This is a genomic window from Vibrio sp. Isolate33, from assembly GCF_022397895.1.
GTDB classification, from domain to species: domain Bacteria; phylum Pseudomonadota; class Gammaproteobacteria; order Enterobacterales; family Vibrionaceae; genus Vibrio; species Vibrio pomeroyi.
Genome location: NZ_JAKEUP010000001.1, coordinates 49,443 through 66,868 on the forward strand (window position 1 = coordinate 49,443; position 17,426 = coordinate 66,868).

Genomic DNA, 17,426 nt, shown 5'->3' on the forward strand with positions numbered 1-17,426 from the left:
TTAAAGGATTTACCAATACGATTTAAATACAAATTAAATACAAATATGTATTGGTGAGATCGTGATCACGGATTAAATGTCTTGAAGTTGTATTATTCCTATCGTCGACAGGGACGACTGTCGTACTAATCCGTGACTATGGGACAAAGGTTATGAAACTTACTACTCTAACGAATAAGTCGCTCGTAAATCTGCAAACTACGTTTAGCAGTCGAGAAGAAGCGATTTACGCACTTGCTGACCAACTGGATCAGCAAGGCAAACTGCACAACAAGCAAGAGTATCTTGATGCAGTATTTGCTCGTGAAGAGCAAGGCCCGACAGCGCTTGGCGAAGGTCTAGCAGTACCGCACGGCAAGACTGACGCGGTTAAAGAAGCCGGCTTCGCAGTGGCAACACTAAAAGAAGACATGAAATGGAAAGGCCTAGATGAAGACGAAGATGTGAATCTTATCTTCCTAATTGCCATTCCAAATGCTGAAGCGGGTTCTACCCACATGCATCTGCTGACTGAACTGACAACCACATTGGTTGATGACGATGTTCGTGAAGCGGTATTAAAAGCAACAACCGCTGATGAAATCTTCGCACTTCTTGATGGCGATAATCAGCAAGAAGAAAAACAAGACAACTTAGATACAAATGCGCCGACAATTGTATGTGTTACTGCTTGCCCTGCAGGCATTGCTCACACCTATATGGCAGCTGAGTACTTAGAAAAAGCGGGCAAAAAGCTTGGCTACAAGGTCCATGTTGAAAAGCAGGGCGCAAACGGTATTGAAGATCGCTTAACGGCTGAACAACTTAATAATGCTGTAGCGTGTGTTTTTGCTGCTGAAGTTGCGATTAAAGAAGTGGATCGTTTTAACGGAATCCCTCGTGTTGAAACGTCAGTTGCAGAGCCGATTAAACACGGTGAACGCATTCTAAATGAAGCGATTGAAGAGTCGAAAAAAGGTAACGGTGCAGAGCGTACAGTAGCTACTGACGACAAACCTAAGAAATTGCCACTGAAAACGGAGCTTAAACAAGCGCTGCTTTCTGGTATTTCTTACGCAGTTCCTCTTATCGTTGCTGGTGGTACTGTTCTTGCGGTTGCTGTTCTTATCGCGCAAATTTTTGACCTGCAAGAGCTTTACGCAACAAAAGATTCTTGGCTATGGATGTATCGCAAACTAGGTGGCGGCCTATTAGGTACATTAATGGTACCTGTACTGGCAGCTTACACTGCTTACTCATTAGCCGACAAACCGGCACTCGGTCCTGGTTTTGCCGCGGGTATTGCTGCAAACATCATTGGTTCAGGTTTCTTAGGCGGTGTTGTTGGTGGTTTGATTGCTGGTTACGTAATGCGTTGGGTAAAAGAGCATGTTCGCTTGGGTCCTGCGTTTAACGGTTTCCTTACTTTCTACCTTTATCCTGTGATTGGTACTTTGGTGGCAGGTAGCTTGATGCTGTTTGTTATCGGTAAACCTGTCGCGTTCCTAAACCAAGGCCTAACGGACTGGTTGAACGGTATGTCAGGCACTAACGCATTGTTATTGGGTGCGATTCTGGGTCTGTTTGTATCATTCGACTTAGGTGGTCCGGTAAACAAAGCTGCTTACGCATTCTGCTTAGGTGCAATGGCGAACGGTGTTTATGGTCCTTACGCAATCTTTGGCTCAGTAAAAATGGTATCGGCGTTCACGGTAACGGCTTCAACTATGATTGCTCCACGTCTATTCAAAGACTTTGAGATTGAAACTGGTAAATCTACATGGCTACTTGGCCTAGCGGGTATTACCGAAGGTGCAATCCCAATGGCGATTGAAGATCCAATCCGTGTAATCGGCTCATTCTTACTAGGCTCTGTGGTTACAGGTGCAATGGTTGGTGCGGCAGGTATTGGTCTATCAACTCCGGGCGCAGGTATCTTCTCTATCTTCTTGTTACACGATTCAGGTTTGGGCGCATTCTCTGCTGCTGCAATCTGGTTCGGTGCTGCCATTGTCGGCACAGTGATTTCAACCATTACTCTTCTGATGTGGCGTGGTCACGCTGTAAAAAAGGGTAAGTTTGAAGCAAGTACTGCAACACAGAACTAACCGAATTTTGAGCTCACTTATAGCTCGTCATTAAAAGCACCATATAAAAAATAACGAACAACTTGGCTGTCCTAAATACCTGTGCTCCTAACGGTTTTATTCACACAGATTTTAGGCGTGGTTTTCTGCACCCTAAATTTAGTGGTAGCCAATTTTAACCCCTTGAAAAAATTTAATTTAGTCGTATTTGAGTTCGAATTTAGGGTTTACTCGAAGCGACACATTTAGGTAAATGATTATGACTACATCACGCGTACATATTACTCCACACATGCACTGGGATCGTGAATGGTATTTCACAACAGAAGAGTCTCGTATTCTTCTAGTGAACAACATGGAAGAAATCATGAACCGTCTGGAGAGCGATCCAGAATACAAATACTACGTTCTAGATGGTCAAACTGCCGTCCTAGAAGATTACTTTGCGATCAAACCAGAGAACACAGAACGCGTAAAAGCATTGGTTGAAGCGGGCAAGCTAATTATTGGCCCTTGGTATTCTCAAACCGACACAATGCAAGTTTCTGGTGAGTCGATTGTACGTAACATGATGTATGGCATTCGCGACTGTATGAAATTTGGCGATGCAATGAAGATCGGTTACCTACCAGATTCATTCAGCATGAGTTCTCAGCTGCCGATGATCTACAACGGCTTCGATATCACGCGTGCAATGTTCTGGCGTGGTTGTTCAGAGCGTCACGGCACCAACAAAACAGAATTCTTATGGCAGTCAAACGACGGCAGTGAGGTAACGGCACAAGTGCTTCCGCTGGGTTACGCGATTGGTAAATACCTTCCACAAGATGAAGAAGGCCTGCGTGCTCGTCTAGATAAGTACTTCCCAGTGCTAGAGAAACCATCGGTAACCAAAGACATCTTGTTGCCGAATGGTCACGACCAAATGCCAATTCAAAAAGACATCTTTGAAGTAATGGACAAGCTTCGCGAAATCTACCCAGATCGTGAGTTTTCAATGAGCCGTTACGAAGAAGTATTTGAGAAAGTAGAAGCAGCACGCGACCAACTCGACACAATCAAAGGCGAATTCAACGACGGTAAATACATGCGTGTTCACCGCACGATTTCGTCAACACGTATGGACATCAAACTGATCCACGCGGAAATCGAAAACAAGATTGTAAACATCTTAGAACCTTTAGCGTCTATCGCTTGGACATTAGGCTTTGAATACCACCACGGTTTGATTGAGAAAATGTGGAAAGAGAGCATGAAGAACCACGCTCATGACTCTATTGGTTGCTGTTGTTCAGACAAGGTACACGCTGAAATCCTAAACCGTTACATCCTTGCGGATGACATGGCGACCAACCTGATTCACTTCTACAAACGTAAAATCGTTGACCATATGCCGGATCGCGAAGGTTGCGACAAACTGGCGATGTTTAACCTTTCTCCGTACGAGCGTGAAGAAGTGGTGAACACAACCATCACTATCCGTGCTCAAGAATTTTCTATCTTTGATGAAAACGCAAACCCAGTTGAGTACTTCATCCAAGACAAGCGCCAAATCGACCCAGGTAAAGTAGACCGTCAAATCGTTCACTACGGCAACTACGACCCGTTCATGGAATTTGATATTCAAATAAAACGCACTGTGCCAGCGATGGGCTTCACCACGTTACACATCCAAGGTAATGAGAAGGGCGCAGTTAAAGTTGCGGAGCACAAAGACTACTTGCTAGAGAACGAATACTACCGAATCAATGTAAACGACAACGGTACTCTGACTATTTTCGATAAAGAGACAGAGCAAGTATTCGACCAAGTACTTCGCTTAGAAGACGGTTCTGATGACGGTGATGAGTACGATTACTCACCATCTCGTCAAGAGTGGCTGTTGTACTCAGATGAATTCCCGGTAGAAACATCGATTGACCACCAAGGCTTCCAATCGGTAGCGAACATCGCTTTCCGTATGAACGTGCCTGCAAACCTGGCAGAGCGTGAAGAACGTACGGGTCAAAACGGTTTTGTAGAAGCGCAATGCCAAGTGGTATTGAAACAAGGCTCTCGCCGTATCGAAGTTCGCATGGAACTAGACAACCAAGCCGACGATCACCGCGTACGTGTTTTAGTACCAACGCCATTTGTTTCTGAAACTGTGGTTGCAGATAACCAGTTCGGTTGCATTACTCGCCCAACCAACGACCCTGCAATGTCGGTTTGGGAAGAAGAGAAGTGGAAAGAAGCACCAGTTCCTGTGTATCAGTTAATGAACTTTGCAGCGCTAGAAAACGGCAAAGCGGGTATGGCGATCATGTCGAATGGCCTGCGTGAGTTTGAAGTGATTGCATCTCAAGGTGACGAAAACAGAGATACCTTCGCACTGACATTGTTCCGTGGTATCGGCGTGTTGGGTAAAGAAGAGCTATTGCTTCGTCCGGGTCGTCCTTCTGGTATCAAGATCCCGACACCAGATTCACAAGTGCGCGGCAAGTTAGTGTGTGAATTCACACTGTGTGGTTTCTCGGGTAACCACATTGACGCGAACATCATGGCGCAAGCACGTGACAATGTCACTCAAATCGAATGTTACAACAAGATCCCTTACAACGCGATGAAGCTGAATGTGGGCGAACAAAACCTACCGATGAGCTTCAGCTTGCTATCGAAGCAACAAGCAGGTGCGGTATTAAGTGTGCTTAAGAAAGCTGAAGACGAAGATGCACTGATCATGCGTGTCTACAACCCGGCAGAAACAGGTTCAGTGTCAGATTCAATTTCGTTCACTAGAACCGTTTCAAGTTGGAAAGAGACAAGCATGGACGAGCGCGTACGCGAAGGTGATGCAGCAACTGAAACCTTTGGCGACTTATCTTTTGGCGAATTAGCATCTTGCCAAGCAAAAACATTCCAAATCAAATTCTAATTTCGATAACCCGCTCACCTTGGTGGGCGGGAATGGTGAACGACAATGAAAATTGTAATTGCCCCCGATTCATTCAAAGAATCACTCGACGCTCATCAAGTTGCGTCTTGCATTGAGCGCGGATTTGCTGATGTTTTCCCTTATGCAGAGTTCGTAAAACTGCCTCTCGCTGATGGCGGTGAAGGTACCGTAGATGTGCTGTTGACCGCGCGTAATGGTAAGAAACAGCTGCTACAAACAACAGACGCACTAGGTCGAGAATGTACGGCATATTGGGCTTCGTTAAAACAGACAGTTGATGGCGCTAACGTAAAAACTGCCTTGGTGGAATTTGCTCAAGCATCGGGTTTAGACCGATTAACTGTAGAAGAAAGAGCACCGTTAATCGCATCTTCGTTTGGTACCGGGCTATTGATTAAAGATGCATTAGATCAAGGTGTTGAACAAATCATTATTGGTTTGGGTGGCAGCGCGACCAATGATGCAGGTGCAGGCATTTTACAAGCGTTGGGAGGCAAGTTATTAGACAAGCAAGGCAACGAGTTATCTGGTGGCGGCGCCGAATTAAGTCTGTTAGCAAGCATCGATCTTGATGGACTGCACCCTAAATGCAAGGAAGTGACGTTCGTGGTCGCGTGTGATGTGAATAATCCATTATGTGGCGAAAGCGGAGCAAGTGCCGTGTTTGGTCCGCAAAAAGGTGCCTCACAAATTCAAGTTCAACAGCTTGATGCTGCCATTGGGCACTTTGCCGACATTGCTCAGGCGCAGACAGGTGTTAATCATCGCGACAGCACGGGCTTTGGTGCTGCTGGTGGAACACCCCTAGGGTTAAGCCTGGCATTCAATATCCAAATTAAAGCGGGTATCGAGATGGTACTGGATGCGTTGGATGCGGATAAGGCTCTTGAAGGCGCTTCATTGGTTGTGACGGGTGAAGGGCAGATGGATAACCAAACCCTGCAAGGTAAGACTCCATTTGGTATCGCTCAGCGTGCTCAAAAACTGAATATTCCGACCATTGGTATCGCTGGCTCTTTGGGTAAAGACGTTGAAAAGCTTTACTGCTCAATGTCTAGCCTGTTTGGAACTGTACGTTCACCTCAGTCCTTAGACCAAGTTTTATCAGAAGCGAGCCAAAATCTGACTCGCAGTGCCCGTAACATCGCTGCCACGCTCAAGCTTGGCGGCCAGATTTTTAATGAGAAGTAATTATGTCTCTATTTAAACTCGACAACGTTATTCAAAACTACGCATGGGGAAGCAAAGACTCCATCAACCAACTGTTTGGTATTGTGAACCCAAACCAAGAACCGCAAGCAGAAATTTGGATGGGAGCTCATCCAAATGGTTGCTCAAAAGTAGGTGATACCGGTGAGTCGCTTTCTCACATGATTGATGAAAATAAAATCGACGTCTTAGGCGGGTACACGGCGGCACGTTTCGGTGAATTACCTTTCTTGTTTAAGGTGTTGGCGGCCGAAACACCGTTATCGATTCAGGTTCACCCGAACAAGCGTAAATCTGAATTAGGTTTTGAGCGTGAGAATGCACTCGGCATCCCTTTGAATGCGTCAAATCGTAACTACAAAGATCCAAACCACAAGCCTGAGCTGGTTTATGCGTTGACCTTCTACAAAGCGATGAATGGCTTTCGTCCAATCAACGATATTATTGCATTGTTCGAAGAAACGGATATTCCTTCGTTAGCGATTGAGCTTAATGTGCTTAAAGCCAATGCCGACAGTGATTCTCTGAAATCTTTCTTTAGCGCAATTATGTCGCTTGAAGGTAAGCGTAAAGATGCTGCACTTAATGAGCTTTATGCTGCACATGCGCGACCAGCCAAAACGGTCATGGGGCGTGAAGCTCTTCAATACAGCATTGAGTTCAAGCAGCATTATCCAGGTGATATTGGCTTATTTGCGCCATTAATGCTTAACACGGTTGAACTGGCGCCCGGTGAAGCGATGTTCCTGTTCGCAGAAACCCCACATGCTTATGTTCAAGGTACGGGTTTAGAGATTATGGCAAACTCAGACAATGTGCTGCGTGCCGGTCTCACTCCCAAATATATCGATGTACCTGAGCTTATCGACAACACAATCTTTGAGCCGATTAAGCCAGAAGATATCCGCCTTAAACCTGTATTGAAAGAGGGCAAGATGAGCTATCCGATTCCAGTGGATGACTTTGGTTTTGATATCTTGTCTGCGACTGATGAGAGCAAGTCACAGTATCTACGTAGCGCGGAGATCTTGTTCTGTGTGGAAGGAGAGGCGACCGTCACTTCAGAAGGACGGTCAGTTTCTCTTAAGCCCGGAGAGTCGGTCTTTGTAAGTAGTAATTCAAGCGTTTACCAATATCAAGGGAATGGCATTTTGGCTCGTGCTTTTAACTAGTGCCCCCGTGCTAGCGATCAGCAAAAGAAATGTCAGAGTGCCACTGTAAAGTGGTACTCAATATTGGATTGATGGTTGTTACCTATCTGTCTTTGACAGTCATGATTATTGACCATACCCGCTACTCTGGCGGGTTTTTTTCATTATTAGAATGATTAGATATAAGCTTGTAGAAAAGACAAACCCTGCAACCAGAGCAGGGTTTTTATTGAATCAGTATTGAGTGACTGGTTAAGCAATATGCGTCATTTTGTTAAGCATAAAGGTTTCAATACAACCTTCAGTCGCAGCCATGTAGTCAGCGATGTGTTTGCTCGCTAAGTGTTTCTCTAGATGAGCTTCAGACTCCCAGTTCTCATGAAAAACAAAGTGAGCAGGGTTACTGTTATCTTGGTGCAGATCGTAGTTAATACAGCCGTCTTCAACACGGGTTTTATCGATCAGTTTAATCATCTCTGATTTAACTAGCTCAGTTTTGTCTTCTTTAGAGACGATCGTTGCAATAATCGTCAGTTTGCTCACTTTCAATTCCTCGGCTTTAAACTCTATAAGTTAAAGTAATATAGTTATAAATTCTGATTGAAGAAAGAGTTCTGAAATCCAATAACTATGGTTCTTTGCATCCACAATTCAAACTCGAGAGCATAGTTCTAGTGGTAATCGGTTAAGCTTATTAAAAAAAGCCCTCATAGCAATATGAGGGCTTCTTAGATCTCAATTGATTGGCTTAGTTACTGAAGTCCGCTTTCACCCAGATCATACGGTGGTCAGATGAAACATCTTTACCGTTACCATCATCACCAATTCGTGAGTCGTTGAATAGCTTACGCCCTTCTTCATACGAAGCTGACCAATAAACACCAGATTCAACAATGTTTAAGGTAGCTGACGGCAGTGCGTAGTCTACAGCAAGCCCAAATGTCGAAGTGATCCGGTTTGGCTGTGGGTGAGGCAATGAATTATCTACCGCATGTTCATCGGCGCCAGAACTAGTAGGGTATAGACTGCCGTTGGTGACTTTTTGATTAACTAATGAGTCGTTATGCAGATCTTGCATTACAGAGCTAATGCCGTCGCCATCAACAGGATCTAGATTTTGGTCACCCATCATAACAAAGTGCTTACCTTGTTCTAGGCCGCCCGTTTTTCCAGAATCATCATAGATGAACGATTTGTTTTGGATGTATTGGTGCCAGAAGTCGACTTCTGCTGCATTTTGCTCAATGTTCTTACCCACATCAAAAGCCGGAGGAGTAGGGTGTGACATTAACAAGTGAACGGTTTCTGTTCCGTTTTTAGTTGGAATTAGGATCGGTGCGTCAACGTGGTTTTTTGACGATAGACGAACTTCTTCCCATTCAGCTGCTGTGTACCACTCGTCACCACAGTCCATGTCTGCAGGGAACTTACTAGGATCATCACACACTGTGATTGTTGGGATGGTAGCACCTTCAAGATCTTTCCATTTAAATTCTTGGAATGTGCGAGTGTTGGCCGTGTCGATTTCGTATTTAGACATCAAAGCGAACGCGTACTGGCCATGGTAGAAACCGAAGCCCCAAGCGTCACCGGGAAGCGTGCCAAAATTACCGTCATTGTCTAAATCAAAACCAAATTCGTTCAGCAAACCTGTATTGGTCGAATAGCTTTCAAAATATGGGTATGAAATTGGTTCTAGGTTCGCGTCACCACCCGCACCTTCAATACTTTGAGCGACAGAAAGGTAGTTCTTCTGGAAGCCTTCGAGCGCTGATTTGTCAGTACCTGTTCCGTCGTTGTTAAATTCAGCCATCATAAGCACATCAGGACGATTCTTTTGAAGCACGGCTGCAACGTTGCGGATCTGGATAACCTTGGCAGCTGTTACTTTGTCAGCGTCATCAATCGTGTTATCCAAATAGTCGGTCACTAATTTTGCTTGAGCGCTTGGTTCAATCTGCATTTCCGTTACAAGGTCTTCGAAGGTGGCACGATCAAAAGACAAGTTATAAGTCGCAATCTTTACTTCTTCAGGTTGAACGTAATCTGTGTCACTGCTGCAACCAATCAAAAGTGCTGAAGAGATGGCGAAAGCGATAGATGTTTTTAACAATTTCATAAAGTGGGTCCGCTAATTGCTGAAAGAAATTTGGGACGCGCATGTTATGAGATGGATATCATTCTGTAAGTGATTCTTGTCACAGGTGAGGTTCTGAATTGACATCATGTTGCATTGAAAATGTGACATTTGGAACTAATGTCTGCAATCAGAATAAAGACTTAAAATTCATGGATTTAATTAGAACTGTGAATTAAAAAAGCCCTCATAGCAATATGAGGGCTTTCGAATAATAAGCAAACAGCTTTGTTATTGGTGTGTTAAACGTATTGTTTTGCCTTAAGCATATTGCTCAACCGTCATCGCCCAATTTTTCTTCTGCTGTTCGAAGTTCATTTTGATTTGCTGATAACGAACTTTAAGTACAGAGTGTTCGTATTTTTTCACCACGTCTTCACGCTTGCTTTCAAGTAGCTGCTTTTTGACTTCGTAGTACTCGTTCATGTTTGACACTAGAGCATCGAACTCTTGTTGAAGCTTGTCTGCGATTTGTTGCTTGTCGGCACGGTGCATGATCTTTTGTTGTGTGCGCTTAAGTAGCATGGTCGCTTCGGCCTTTTCAATGCGGGCTTGAGGCGTTTTCTTTAGTTTGCTTGCTAAGCCCATCAATGAAGCACTCTTAATCAACCATTTCGTTGGATCGTATTGCCACCAGTAAATGCCATTACGGTAGTCGTTCTCAAAGATGTGGTGGAAGTTGTGGTAGCCTTCGCCGAAAGTGAGTACTGCTAGCACACCGTTATCACGTGCTGTGTTTTTGTCAGTAAAAGGTTGGCTACCCCAGATGTGAGCAAGAGAATTAATGAAGAATGTTGTGTGGTGGTTAAGTACCAAACGAACCGCACCTACGATTAACAACATGCCAATCACGTCACCGTATATCATGCCTAATGCGATAGGAACACCGAAGTTTATGATCAACGCCAGAAGAACATAGTGCTTGTGCTGCCACATTACGATCTTATCTTTCTTCAGGTCACGACAGTTTTCATAGTTTTCGTACATTGAAGTGCTGTAGTTACGAATCATCCAACCAATGTGCGAGTACCAAAAGCCGCGTTTTGCTGAGTACGGGTCTTTGTCATTGTTATCGACATGCTTGTGATGAACACGGTGATCAGACGACCAGTGTAGAGCACTGTTTTGCAGGGCAAAGGCACCACCCAAAGCAAATAGAAATCTTAGGCTTGAATGCGCTTCAAATGCCTTGTGTGACCATAAACGGTGATAACCCGTCGTGATCGACAGATTACAAAACGTAAAACAGATCGCTAGCCATACCCAGTGCTCCATTCCATAGCCAAAAAAGTAGCCATAAACGGGAGCCGCAACAACAGCAAGCAGCATACTAAACGAGAATACAAAGATATTGAGCCAGATTAACGGCGGCTTTTTTGTTGATGGTTTGTCGGCACTATTCATTAGCAATTTTCCATTGGGCTTACATCTGTGCGCTAGAATATCAGCGTACACGTGTAAGTCAATATTGAAAGTGTAAACGTGTATTAGTATGTTTTGCTTAAATATTGTATAAAGGTAGTGTGAAATGTAGTAGCAAGTCATAAATGGAAGTACTAAGGGCTAATAAATGGAAATTAAGGTAGCTGAATATAAAGATTATGAGCGGATTGCCCAATTACACGCGGATAGCTGGAAGCTATATTACCGTGGCATTCTTGCTGATGATTACCTAGAACATGATGTTTTGGAGGACAGATCTGTTATTTGGCAGACTCGTTTGATAAATCCTCCTTTCAACCAACATGTTTTACTGCTTGAAGAAGGCGGTTTACTGGTTGGTTTTGTTTGCGCGTTTGGTAATCACAACTTTGAGCGTGGGACGTTCATCGATGCGTTACATGTAGATAATAATTATCGCGGTCGAGGCGTAGGTAAACGTTTATTGTCTGAACTATCGAAGTGGTTGCAACAATATTACTCCGATTCAGGGCTCTACCTAGAGGTGATGTCTGAAAACCATCAAGCCATTGCATTCTATGAAGCGATTGGTGGTAAAGAAGAGTTGGAACAGGTTTGGAACGCACCGTGTGGTAGCCAAGTGAACGAAAAGGTCATCTCTTGGGGCTCTCCGGTCGAACTTGAACAGAAGACAGCCAGCGCAGCCTATTCTTAATAGCTTCTTATTGACTAAGAGTTTGTTGACTAAGAGTTGGCTGAATATAAGTTTGTTGCTTTAACGTAGGTTTCTCCTGAAGACACGATAAAGCTGAAACAAAAAATCAAAGCCCCGAGCATTTAATTGCTCGGGGCTTTTTAATAGCTGTAATCATTGTGAGAGGGAATAGTAGAGCTTGATAAAAACGGCTAATCACACCAAGTAACTTGGTTCCTACCGTTTTTCTTCGAAATGTAGAGCGCTTGGTCAGCATCGTCGATGAGCTGCTCGACAGAGCCAATAGCGAGTGGGGCATGCTTTACTCCTATCGAAATGGTTACTTCCAACCTAAGACGAGACGGGGAATCTAAAAGCGAGTCAACTAATGATTTTATTGATGTTTCCGTTTCACCTTGCACCATCACGAGAAATTCTTCACCGCCATATCGAAAACAGTTACTACTGCTTGGCAATCTTTTCTGAATCTCTGCCGCCAATTCTTTGATTACCATATCACCCATTTGATGACCGTAGGTGTCGTTAATTGATTTGAAATGGTCGATATCGATCATGATTGAAGTGATGGATAGCTGACGATTGATACTCGGTTCTATGACCTGGTGAAGATACAGGCGGTTGTAGCAACCCGTTAGTGCATCTTGATAGGAAAGGGCTTCAAACATATTAGATTGCTTACGAAGTTGTATCGCTTGTTTACGCAGTTGTTCTGATTGAGCGAAACGCTTATGCACTTCTAAGTCACGCCTAATACAAGCGGCCGAAATTAGGATGTAGGCAGAAAGGTAGACGGAAATAGTCTCTATCTCGTGTTTAGGCTCTGCGTCATAGAGTAAGGGAGCAAGGCCAATGAGATAGGAGGAAAAGATAAAGGAAAGCGTTGTGATGCTGTACTTGGCAGACAACCTTGAAAAGGTACCGATGTAGATCATGACGAGAATGATGCCACCTTGGTAATCGAAATTGTTTAGCTCAACAGCGAGTCGACCAACATAGATCAAAAACAGTGAGCTAATAACAAGAAATATGCTCTCGACAAGTTCTAAAACGTTGGGTTTGTTTTTTATGCAATAGCTGGCGACAGCCATCATTAATATAAAGAGTATGAATCGTGAAATGATGGGGCCGAGGCACTCTGTACCAAAATGGATGTAGTCGGTGACAATAAAAGCACAGAATATTGAGATCGGGATGTAGATGAAATTTATGTACGGCAAATAGATTTCATTATCGAAATAGGTTTTAAATCTCTGATTTTTGAACCCAGAATAGGAGCGCATTGAAAAGCTAGCCGTAATTGATACACAATAATTTGCGTAGTATGTCACAGTGTTTGTGATTGTAAACGGCAGTTTCTATAGATTTGTCAGTATGTTAGCTAGATCAACAAACCGTGGGGGCAATATTCACGTTCTAAAGTATATAGAACGTGAATATCTTAGAGGCTGGTGTGAGAGTGGTTAATAAAAACGCTTAGAAAGCTAATAGCGATTAACGCTTGTTCTTCAAGTAACGCTTACGACGCTCTTCTTTCTTCTTCGCTTGTTGTTCAGCTTTTAGTGCCGCCGCTTCTTCCACTTCAACTAATTCTTTAGTGATCATTTCAGGTAGCTCTAGAGTGACTTTACCTAGAGTACCGTTACGCAGTTCGTGAAGTAGAATCTCAGAACATTTGTGAAGGTCGATATGACCACCTGCACGAAGTGCACCACGCTTGCGGCCAATCGCTTCCATCAACTCGATGTCTGACTCTGGCAACTCTTCGATTTGGTAACGTTCTTGCAATAGGTGAGGGTATTGCTTTGCTAGATACTCAACGGTGTAGAATGCCACTTCATCATATTCCATCGCCGTATCTTTCACAGCGCCCGTTGCTGCTAGGCGGAAACCACTGTGTGGGTTTTCCACTTTAGGCCAAAGGATTCCTGGAGTATCTGAAAGGATCACGCCGTTCTGCAGGTTGATACGTTGTTGGCGACGAGTTACCGCAGGTTGGTTACCTGTTACCGCGATTGTACGTCCAGCCAAGCAGTTGATGATGGTTGATTTACCTACGTTAGGGATACCCATGATCATCGTGCGAATGTTTTTGCCCATCTGTTCGCGGTGCGGTGCAAGTTTGCGAACCAACTCCATGACGTGGTTAACTTCTTCTTTAACGCTGGTGGTGATTGCAATCGCTTTAACGCCTTGCTCTTTCTCGAAGTGCTCAATCCAACGTTGAGTCAGTTCAGGGTCTGCAAGGTCGCGTTTGTTCAACACTTTTACACAAGGCTTATCGCCGCGCAGTGAAGAGATCATTGGGTTTTCACTACTGAACGGAATACGAGCGTCCAGTACTTCGATGATCACATCAACCTGTGGGATAACTTCTTCGATTTCTTTGCGGGCTTTATGCATGTGACCCGGAAACCATTGAATAGACATAGAGATAAACCTTGATAAATATATTTGCTGCACATTGTAAAGGTTGGATAGGGCGTGTAAAGCCATATCTATAAAGGGACGATAAAGATTTAGGTTTATCGTCGCATCACTATGATTTTAGCCGATGTTAGATGGGCTGGGAGGGGGGATTAGGGAAGGATTAGTAACAAAGCTGATTACCTACTCTCTACGCTTAAGAATAACCCCCATCTTCTCGCCAAACGCGAGGGTTAAATACATGAAGATTTCATCATCATCGACTGCCCATGATTTGCCTGAAACTAGACTACCTGTTTGTGGTAACTGGCGGTTCAAGTAAGCTTCAAGTGCTTCTTTGTTAGTGTAATTCAATTCGGTTAGCGAGAAGGTGATCTTCGAGTCGACCCGCCCTTGAACTTGTATATTACTGGTGACGCTGGTTTGAAAAGGCGCAGCAGTGCTAGATTTTGGTTCGAACGTGGTAATTAACCGCGCACTCTCAGATTCGGGGCCATCAATGATGAGTTGAGTGCTGATGTTTAGTGAGCGCTCGCCATAGTCAACAGTCGTGTGACCGCTCCAAAACCCAGTAAATGGCTTCGTTGGTGTGTAGTTCAGCTGGAATAGCAAATAGCCAAGCACAACACATATCGTCCACATGGAGATCACTTTATAGTGCTTCGACTTTAATTGCATAACGTAACTTGCTCTCGATAAGCACAATGAACGGATTCTTCATCGTCTTTTAAATAGATCGCCACAACTTGTTGATTATTGTCGATAACCACTGTTGGTGTTTGGGATAACGTGTCTATGTGTTGAGCTTCTGCTTCGACCACTGAAACTTGTTCTAGATAACGTGCCGATGGAGCGAACCAAGAACCCAGTCCGTAACCTATGACTATCGCTAACAAACAGCCTATCACGGTCGCAGCGCCAAAACGTTGTAGGCGGCTTTCATCTTGCGGTTGAATAGAATGGGTGTTTACACGGTTCAGCTCTTCAACTTTGACATCATCAGGGTCGAAGTCTCCATGCTTTACAGCCAAATATTTTGCTGGTATTTCTGGTGAAGAATGAGGGTGTTTTTCGACTAATTTCGGTGCTATGGCTAACAAGTAACCTTGCTTTGGGGTTGTTCTAATCAGCGAGCGCTGGTCGTCTCCCATAGCCTTTATTAAACGTTTGACCAGTTGGTTGATCGTCGCATCTGTCGCATAGGTGTTTTCATACAGCTCTTGAACGATGTTCTCACGAGATAGAACGCCAGGAACTCGCTTAATCAATGCATTCAGCAAAGCCGATTCTTTTGCTATTAAACGAGTAAGGTTATCGTCCTTAGACAATACCCCTGATGTTGATGAATATAAGTATTCATCAACATCAGGTAAACAGGCGGTTCTAAAGTGAGTTTGGCCATAGGTAAATAACTGAATAGGAAGTGAATTTGTTATCGCATTTTAGTTACGTTATCGCCACCCATCGCCACTAAACCGAAATGTATCGCTGTAGCCCTTGTTTTGAAGCATTAGCCCACTATTTGTGCTCAAACAACAAGCAAGTAATAAAAAGCCGCTAGCTATGGAAGCTAACGGCTTGCTTAAAGTGAGTGTGATGTTGCTTAGGTTTGAAGTAGTTAAACTGGGTTAGAAAGCGTAGTTCAGTGACGCTGACAGTAGCCATTCACGGTGTGTGAAGAAATCGATATTAGATTCGTTTTTTCGTGTGCCAGTAAAGGTCGCAACGCTCCAGTTTTCCCAACTGCCAAGGTCTTTGTATTCGTAGGCGATAAACAATTTGTAGCTGTTATCTGCTCGGCTGCGTTCGAATACTGGATTGTCTGCACGGTAATCACTGTGCGCATAATTGCCTGTCACTGCTAATGCACAAGTAGAAGAAACAAAAAAGTATGAGGCTTCAACGGCATATCGATTATGTTGGTTGGCTTTACCTTCAGCATCATGAAAGGTGTAGCTCACTCCGTAGTTGATGCCAGATTGAGGGCTTAACATCGAGAGATATTGGGCTTTGATGAAATAAGCTTTGCTATCACGCTCTAGAAGCTCGTCAGGAACATGATCTTCTTCGACATCCGCGAAGGCATAAGCCATATCTAATGAAATGTTGGTTTGTGCAAGATTACTCAGTTTTACTCGTATCGCCCCTCCATCAACATCGGTTTTTTGTCTGGTTTCGTCCATGTTGTAAGGGTTTGTCCAAACTTCCCCTGGGATAACGGTTGGTAGATAGGCCAGATCAAAGGTGGTACCGGAATCCAGTTGTTTTTGGTAACCGAACTCGAATGCCAATGTACCGACGGATAAGTCATCACGAGAGGTACCCATGTATAAGCGGTGAGCTCGATCTTCGCCAAAATCAAAGTTAACGATACCAAGGGGAAACAACAGGGTTTTATCGCCGTTATCACCGCGGTTGGAATCTTCGCCTAGATTTGGGTTGCCCTCTGTGTAGAGGTTGGAATCAGAATGAGTATAGAGGGTAGCAAAAAGAATCTCGCCACTGAATTGGTCCCACTCTACAGCGTACGCGTTGTTTACTGTCGCTACAGAAATCAGGGAAATTAAAGACAATTTTATCGCGTTCATAACAATCTCAATAGTAGGCTTACTTTAATCGTCCTTGTTGGTGCTCGAGAGCATGCAGTCCTTGAAATCAATGCTTTATACACGTCACCCGGTGTTCTCGAAACCTCACGTTGATATTCATGCGCGTGACGAAACTGAAGGGTATTGGTGTGAATTCATGTGTTGGATGTGCATTATTCATAGGTGACGAAGGTAAAGCTAACAACAAAAAGTGACCTTACAAACTATGGTTAAGTATATGAATTTATGGGGTTATTATTTTTTGTCACTTTTGTTTATCGGTAGGGCTGGTGCATAATTTGAGATGATTTAGCTATTTTTAGATGCTTGAGAAAGAGAAAAAGTGCAGGTGGAGGAGATCCAGTAATTGCTGAGCGTCGTGCGGTGATTAGCGAAGATACTATTTAGGTACAGTGAGGTTATTGCAGAGTGAACCTAATATTTTACCACTTTACATATACGTATATTGTTAGCTTGTGATATAAGTTTAATATGCTTTAACTTTACTAATTGGTGATTATTCTGACGAGTTCTAACTAATACGGCTAGACAGATAACCCAAGAAAGAGCAAGTATGGTTTTGTACCTTAATGGATTAAGGAAGATAGTAGTTAAATATTCTTTGTTATTTTAATTTATGCCGATTTATACAGCATTTGTTGCTTTTGTCAGTTTTCGTTTTTGTAACAATACCGTACCAATTATGGTGTAATGGATTGTCGTTACCAATGTTGAGATCTTCATAAACTTGTATAATTACATATATTTTATTAATGAGTTTTTGAGTGCAGCTTTAATAG

13 protein-coding genes are annotated in these 17,426 nt (G+C 43.6%); 5 read left to right on the forward strand and 8 right to left on the reverse strand.

Annotation, left to right across the window (positions count from 1 at the left end; genetic code table 11):
• The first annotated feature begins 152 nt into the window (after positions 1-152).
• From mngA to manA, 4 genes are all read left to right on the forward strand, one after another.
• Complete coding sequence (gene mngA, locus L1D37_RS00225) at positions 153-2,087, forward strand: PTS 2-O-a-mannosyl-D-glycerate transporter subunit IIABC (protein WP_239846445.1); 1,935 nt, start codon at positions 153-155, stop codon at positions 2,085-2,087.
• A gap of 238 nt (positions 2,088-2,325) precedes the next feature.
• On the forward strand, positions 2,326-4,980 hold the full coding sequence (gene mngB, locus L1D37_RS00230; protein WP_239846446.1) for a mannosylglycerate hydrolase: 2,655 nt from the start codon (positions 2,326-2,328) through the stop codon (positions 4,978-4,980).
• 45 nt (positions 4,981-5,025) lie between these two features.
• Positions 5,026-6,192 carry a glycerate kinase gene (locus L1D37_RS00235; RefSeq protein ID WP_239846447.1) on the forward strand — a complete coding sequence of 389 codons (1,167 nt, stop codon included), beginning with the start codon at positions 5,026-5,028 and terminating at the stop codon, positions 6,190-6,192.
• Between the two features lie 2 nt (positions 6,193-6,194).
• The gene (manA, locus tag L1D37_RS00240) at positions 6,195-7,382 is read left to right on the forward strand and encodes a mannose-6-phosphate isomerase, class I (protein ID WP_239846448.1); all 1,188 of its coding nucleotides are present in this window, start codon (positions 6,195-6,197) and stop codon (positions 7,380-7,382) included.
• 231 nt (positions 7,383-7,613) lie between these two features.
• Here the strand turns inward: manA and L1D37_RS00245 are convergent, their stop codons facing one another.
• From L1D37_RS00245 to L1D37_RS00255, 3 genes are all read right to left on the reverse strand, one after another.
• Positions 7,614-7,904 carry a putative quinol monooxygenase gene (locus L1D37_RS00245; protein ID WP_239846449.1) on the reverse strand — a complete coding sequence of 97 codons (291 nt, stop codon included), beginning with the start codon at positions 7,902-7,904 and terminating at the stop codon, positions 7,614-7,616.
• A 205-nt stretch (positions 7,905-8,109) separates the two neighbouring features.
• Positions 8,110-9,480 (reverse strand): endonuclease/exonuclease/phosphatase family protein, encoded by a 1,371-nt coding sequence (locus L1D37_RS00250; RefSeq protein WP_239846450.1) that lies wholly within the window; start codon positions 9,478-9,480, stop codon positions 8,110-8,112.
• A gap of 279 nt (positions 9,481-9,759) precedes the next feature.
• On the reverse strand, positions 9,760-10,902 hold the full coding sequence (locus L1D37_RS00255) for a fatty acid desaturase (protein WP_239846451.1): 1,143 nt from the start codon (positions 10,900-10,902) through the stop codon (positions 9,760-9,762).
• Between the two features lie 166 nt (positions 10,903-11,068).
• Here L1D37_RS00255 and L1D37_RS00260 point away from each other — a divergent pair, with 166 nt between their 5' ends.
• Positions 11,069-11,614, forward strand: coding sequence for a GNAT family N-acetyltransferase (locus L1D37_RS00260; protein ID WP_017633065.1), 546 nt, complete (start codon positions 11,069-11,071; stop codon positions 11,612-11,614).
• 191 nt (positions 11,615-11,805) lie between these two features.
• On the opposite strand, the gene L1D37_RS00265 is transcribed toward L1D37_RS00260, so the two are convergent.
• The 5 genes from L1D37_RS00265 to L1D37_RS00285 form a co-directional block, all read right to left on the reverse strand.
• Positions 11,806-12,831, reverse strand: a complete 1,026-nt coding sequence (locus L1D37_RS00265; protein WP_239846452.1) for a GGDEF domain-containing protein — start codon at positions 12,829-12,831, stop codon at positions 11,806-11,808.
• A gap of 274 nt (positions 12,832-13,105) precedes the next feature.
• Entirely contained in the window at positions 13,106-14,041 is a 936-nt protein-coding gene (gene ylqF, locus L1D37_RS00270; RefSeq protein ID WP_176679611.1) for a ribosome biogenesis GTPase YlqF, read from the reverse strand.
• A gap of 180 nt (positions 14,042-14,221) precedes the next feature.
• Entirely contained in the window at positions 14,222-14,716 is a 495-nt protein-coding gene (locus tag L1D37_RS00275; protein WP_345779407.1) for a hypothetical protein, read from the reverse strand.
• Entirely contained in the window at positions 14,707-15,366 is a 660-nt protein-coding gene (locus L1D37_RS00280; RefSeq protein WP_239846454.1) for a winged helix-turn-helix domain-containing protein, read from the reverse strand. The genes L1D37_RS00275 and L1D37_RS00280 overlap by 10 nt, the downstream gene beginning before the upstream one ends.
• A 300-nt stretch (positions 15,367-15,666) precedes the next feature.
• Positions 15,667-16,626 carry a DUF2860 family protein gene (locus tag L1D37_RS00285; RefSeq protein WP_239846455.1) on the reverse strand — a complete coding sequence of 320 codons (960 nt, stop codon included), beginning with the start codon at positions 16,624-16,626 and terminating at the stop codon, positions 15,667-15,669.
• Between the last annotated feature and the right edge of the window lie 800 nt (positions 16,627-17,426).

Coding starts and splice junctions, on each gene's coding strand:
- mngA (WP_239846445.1), top strand. CDS start 153: ATGAAACTTACTACTCTAACGAATAAGTCGCTCGTAAATCTGCAAACT.
- mngB (WP_239846446.1), top strand. CDS start 2,326: ATGACTACATCACGCGTACATATTACTCCACACATGCACTGGGATCGT.
- L1D37_RS00235 (WP_239846447.1), top strand. CDS start 5,026: ATGAAAATTGTAATTGCCCCCGATTCATTCAAAGAATCACTCGACGCT.
- manA (WP_239846448.1), top strand. CDS start 6,195: ATGTCTCTATTTAAACTCGACAACGTTATTCAAAACTACGCATGGGGA.
- L1D37_RS00250 (WP_239846450.1), bottom strand. CDS start 9,480: ATGAAATTGTTAAAAACATCTATCGCTTTCGCCATCTCTTCAGCACTT.
- L1D37_RS00255 (WP_239846451.1), bottom strand. CDS start 10,902: ATGAATAGTGCCGACAAACCATCAACAAAAAAGCCGCCGTTAATCTGG.
- L1D37_RS00260 (WP_017633065.1), top strand. CDS start 11,069: ATGGAAATTAAGGTAGCTGAATATAAAGATTATGAGCGGATTGCCCAA.
- ylqF (WP_176679611.1), bottom strand. CDS start 14,041: ATGTCTATTCAATGGTTTCCGGGTCACATGCATAAAGCCCGCAAAGAA.
- L1D37_RS00275 (WP_345779407.1), bottom strand. CDS start 14,716: ATGCAATTAAAGTCGAAGCACTATAAAGTGATCTCCATGTGGACGATA.
- L1D37_RS00285 (WP_239846455.1), bottom strand. CDS start 16,626: ATGAACGCGATAAAATTGTCTTTAATTTCCCTGATTTCTGTAGCGACA.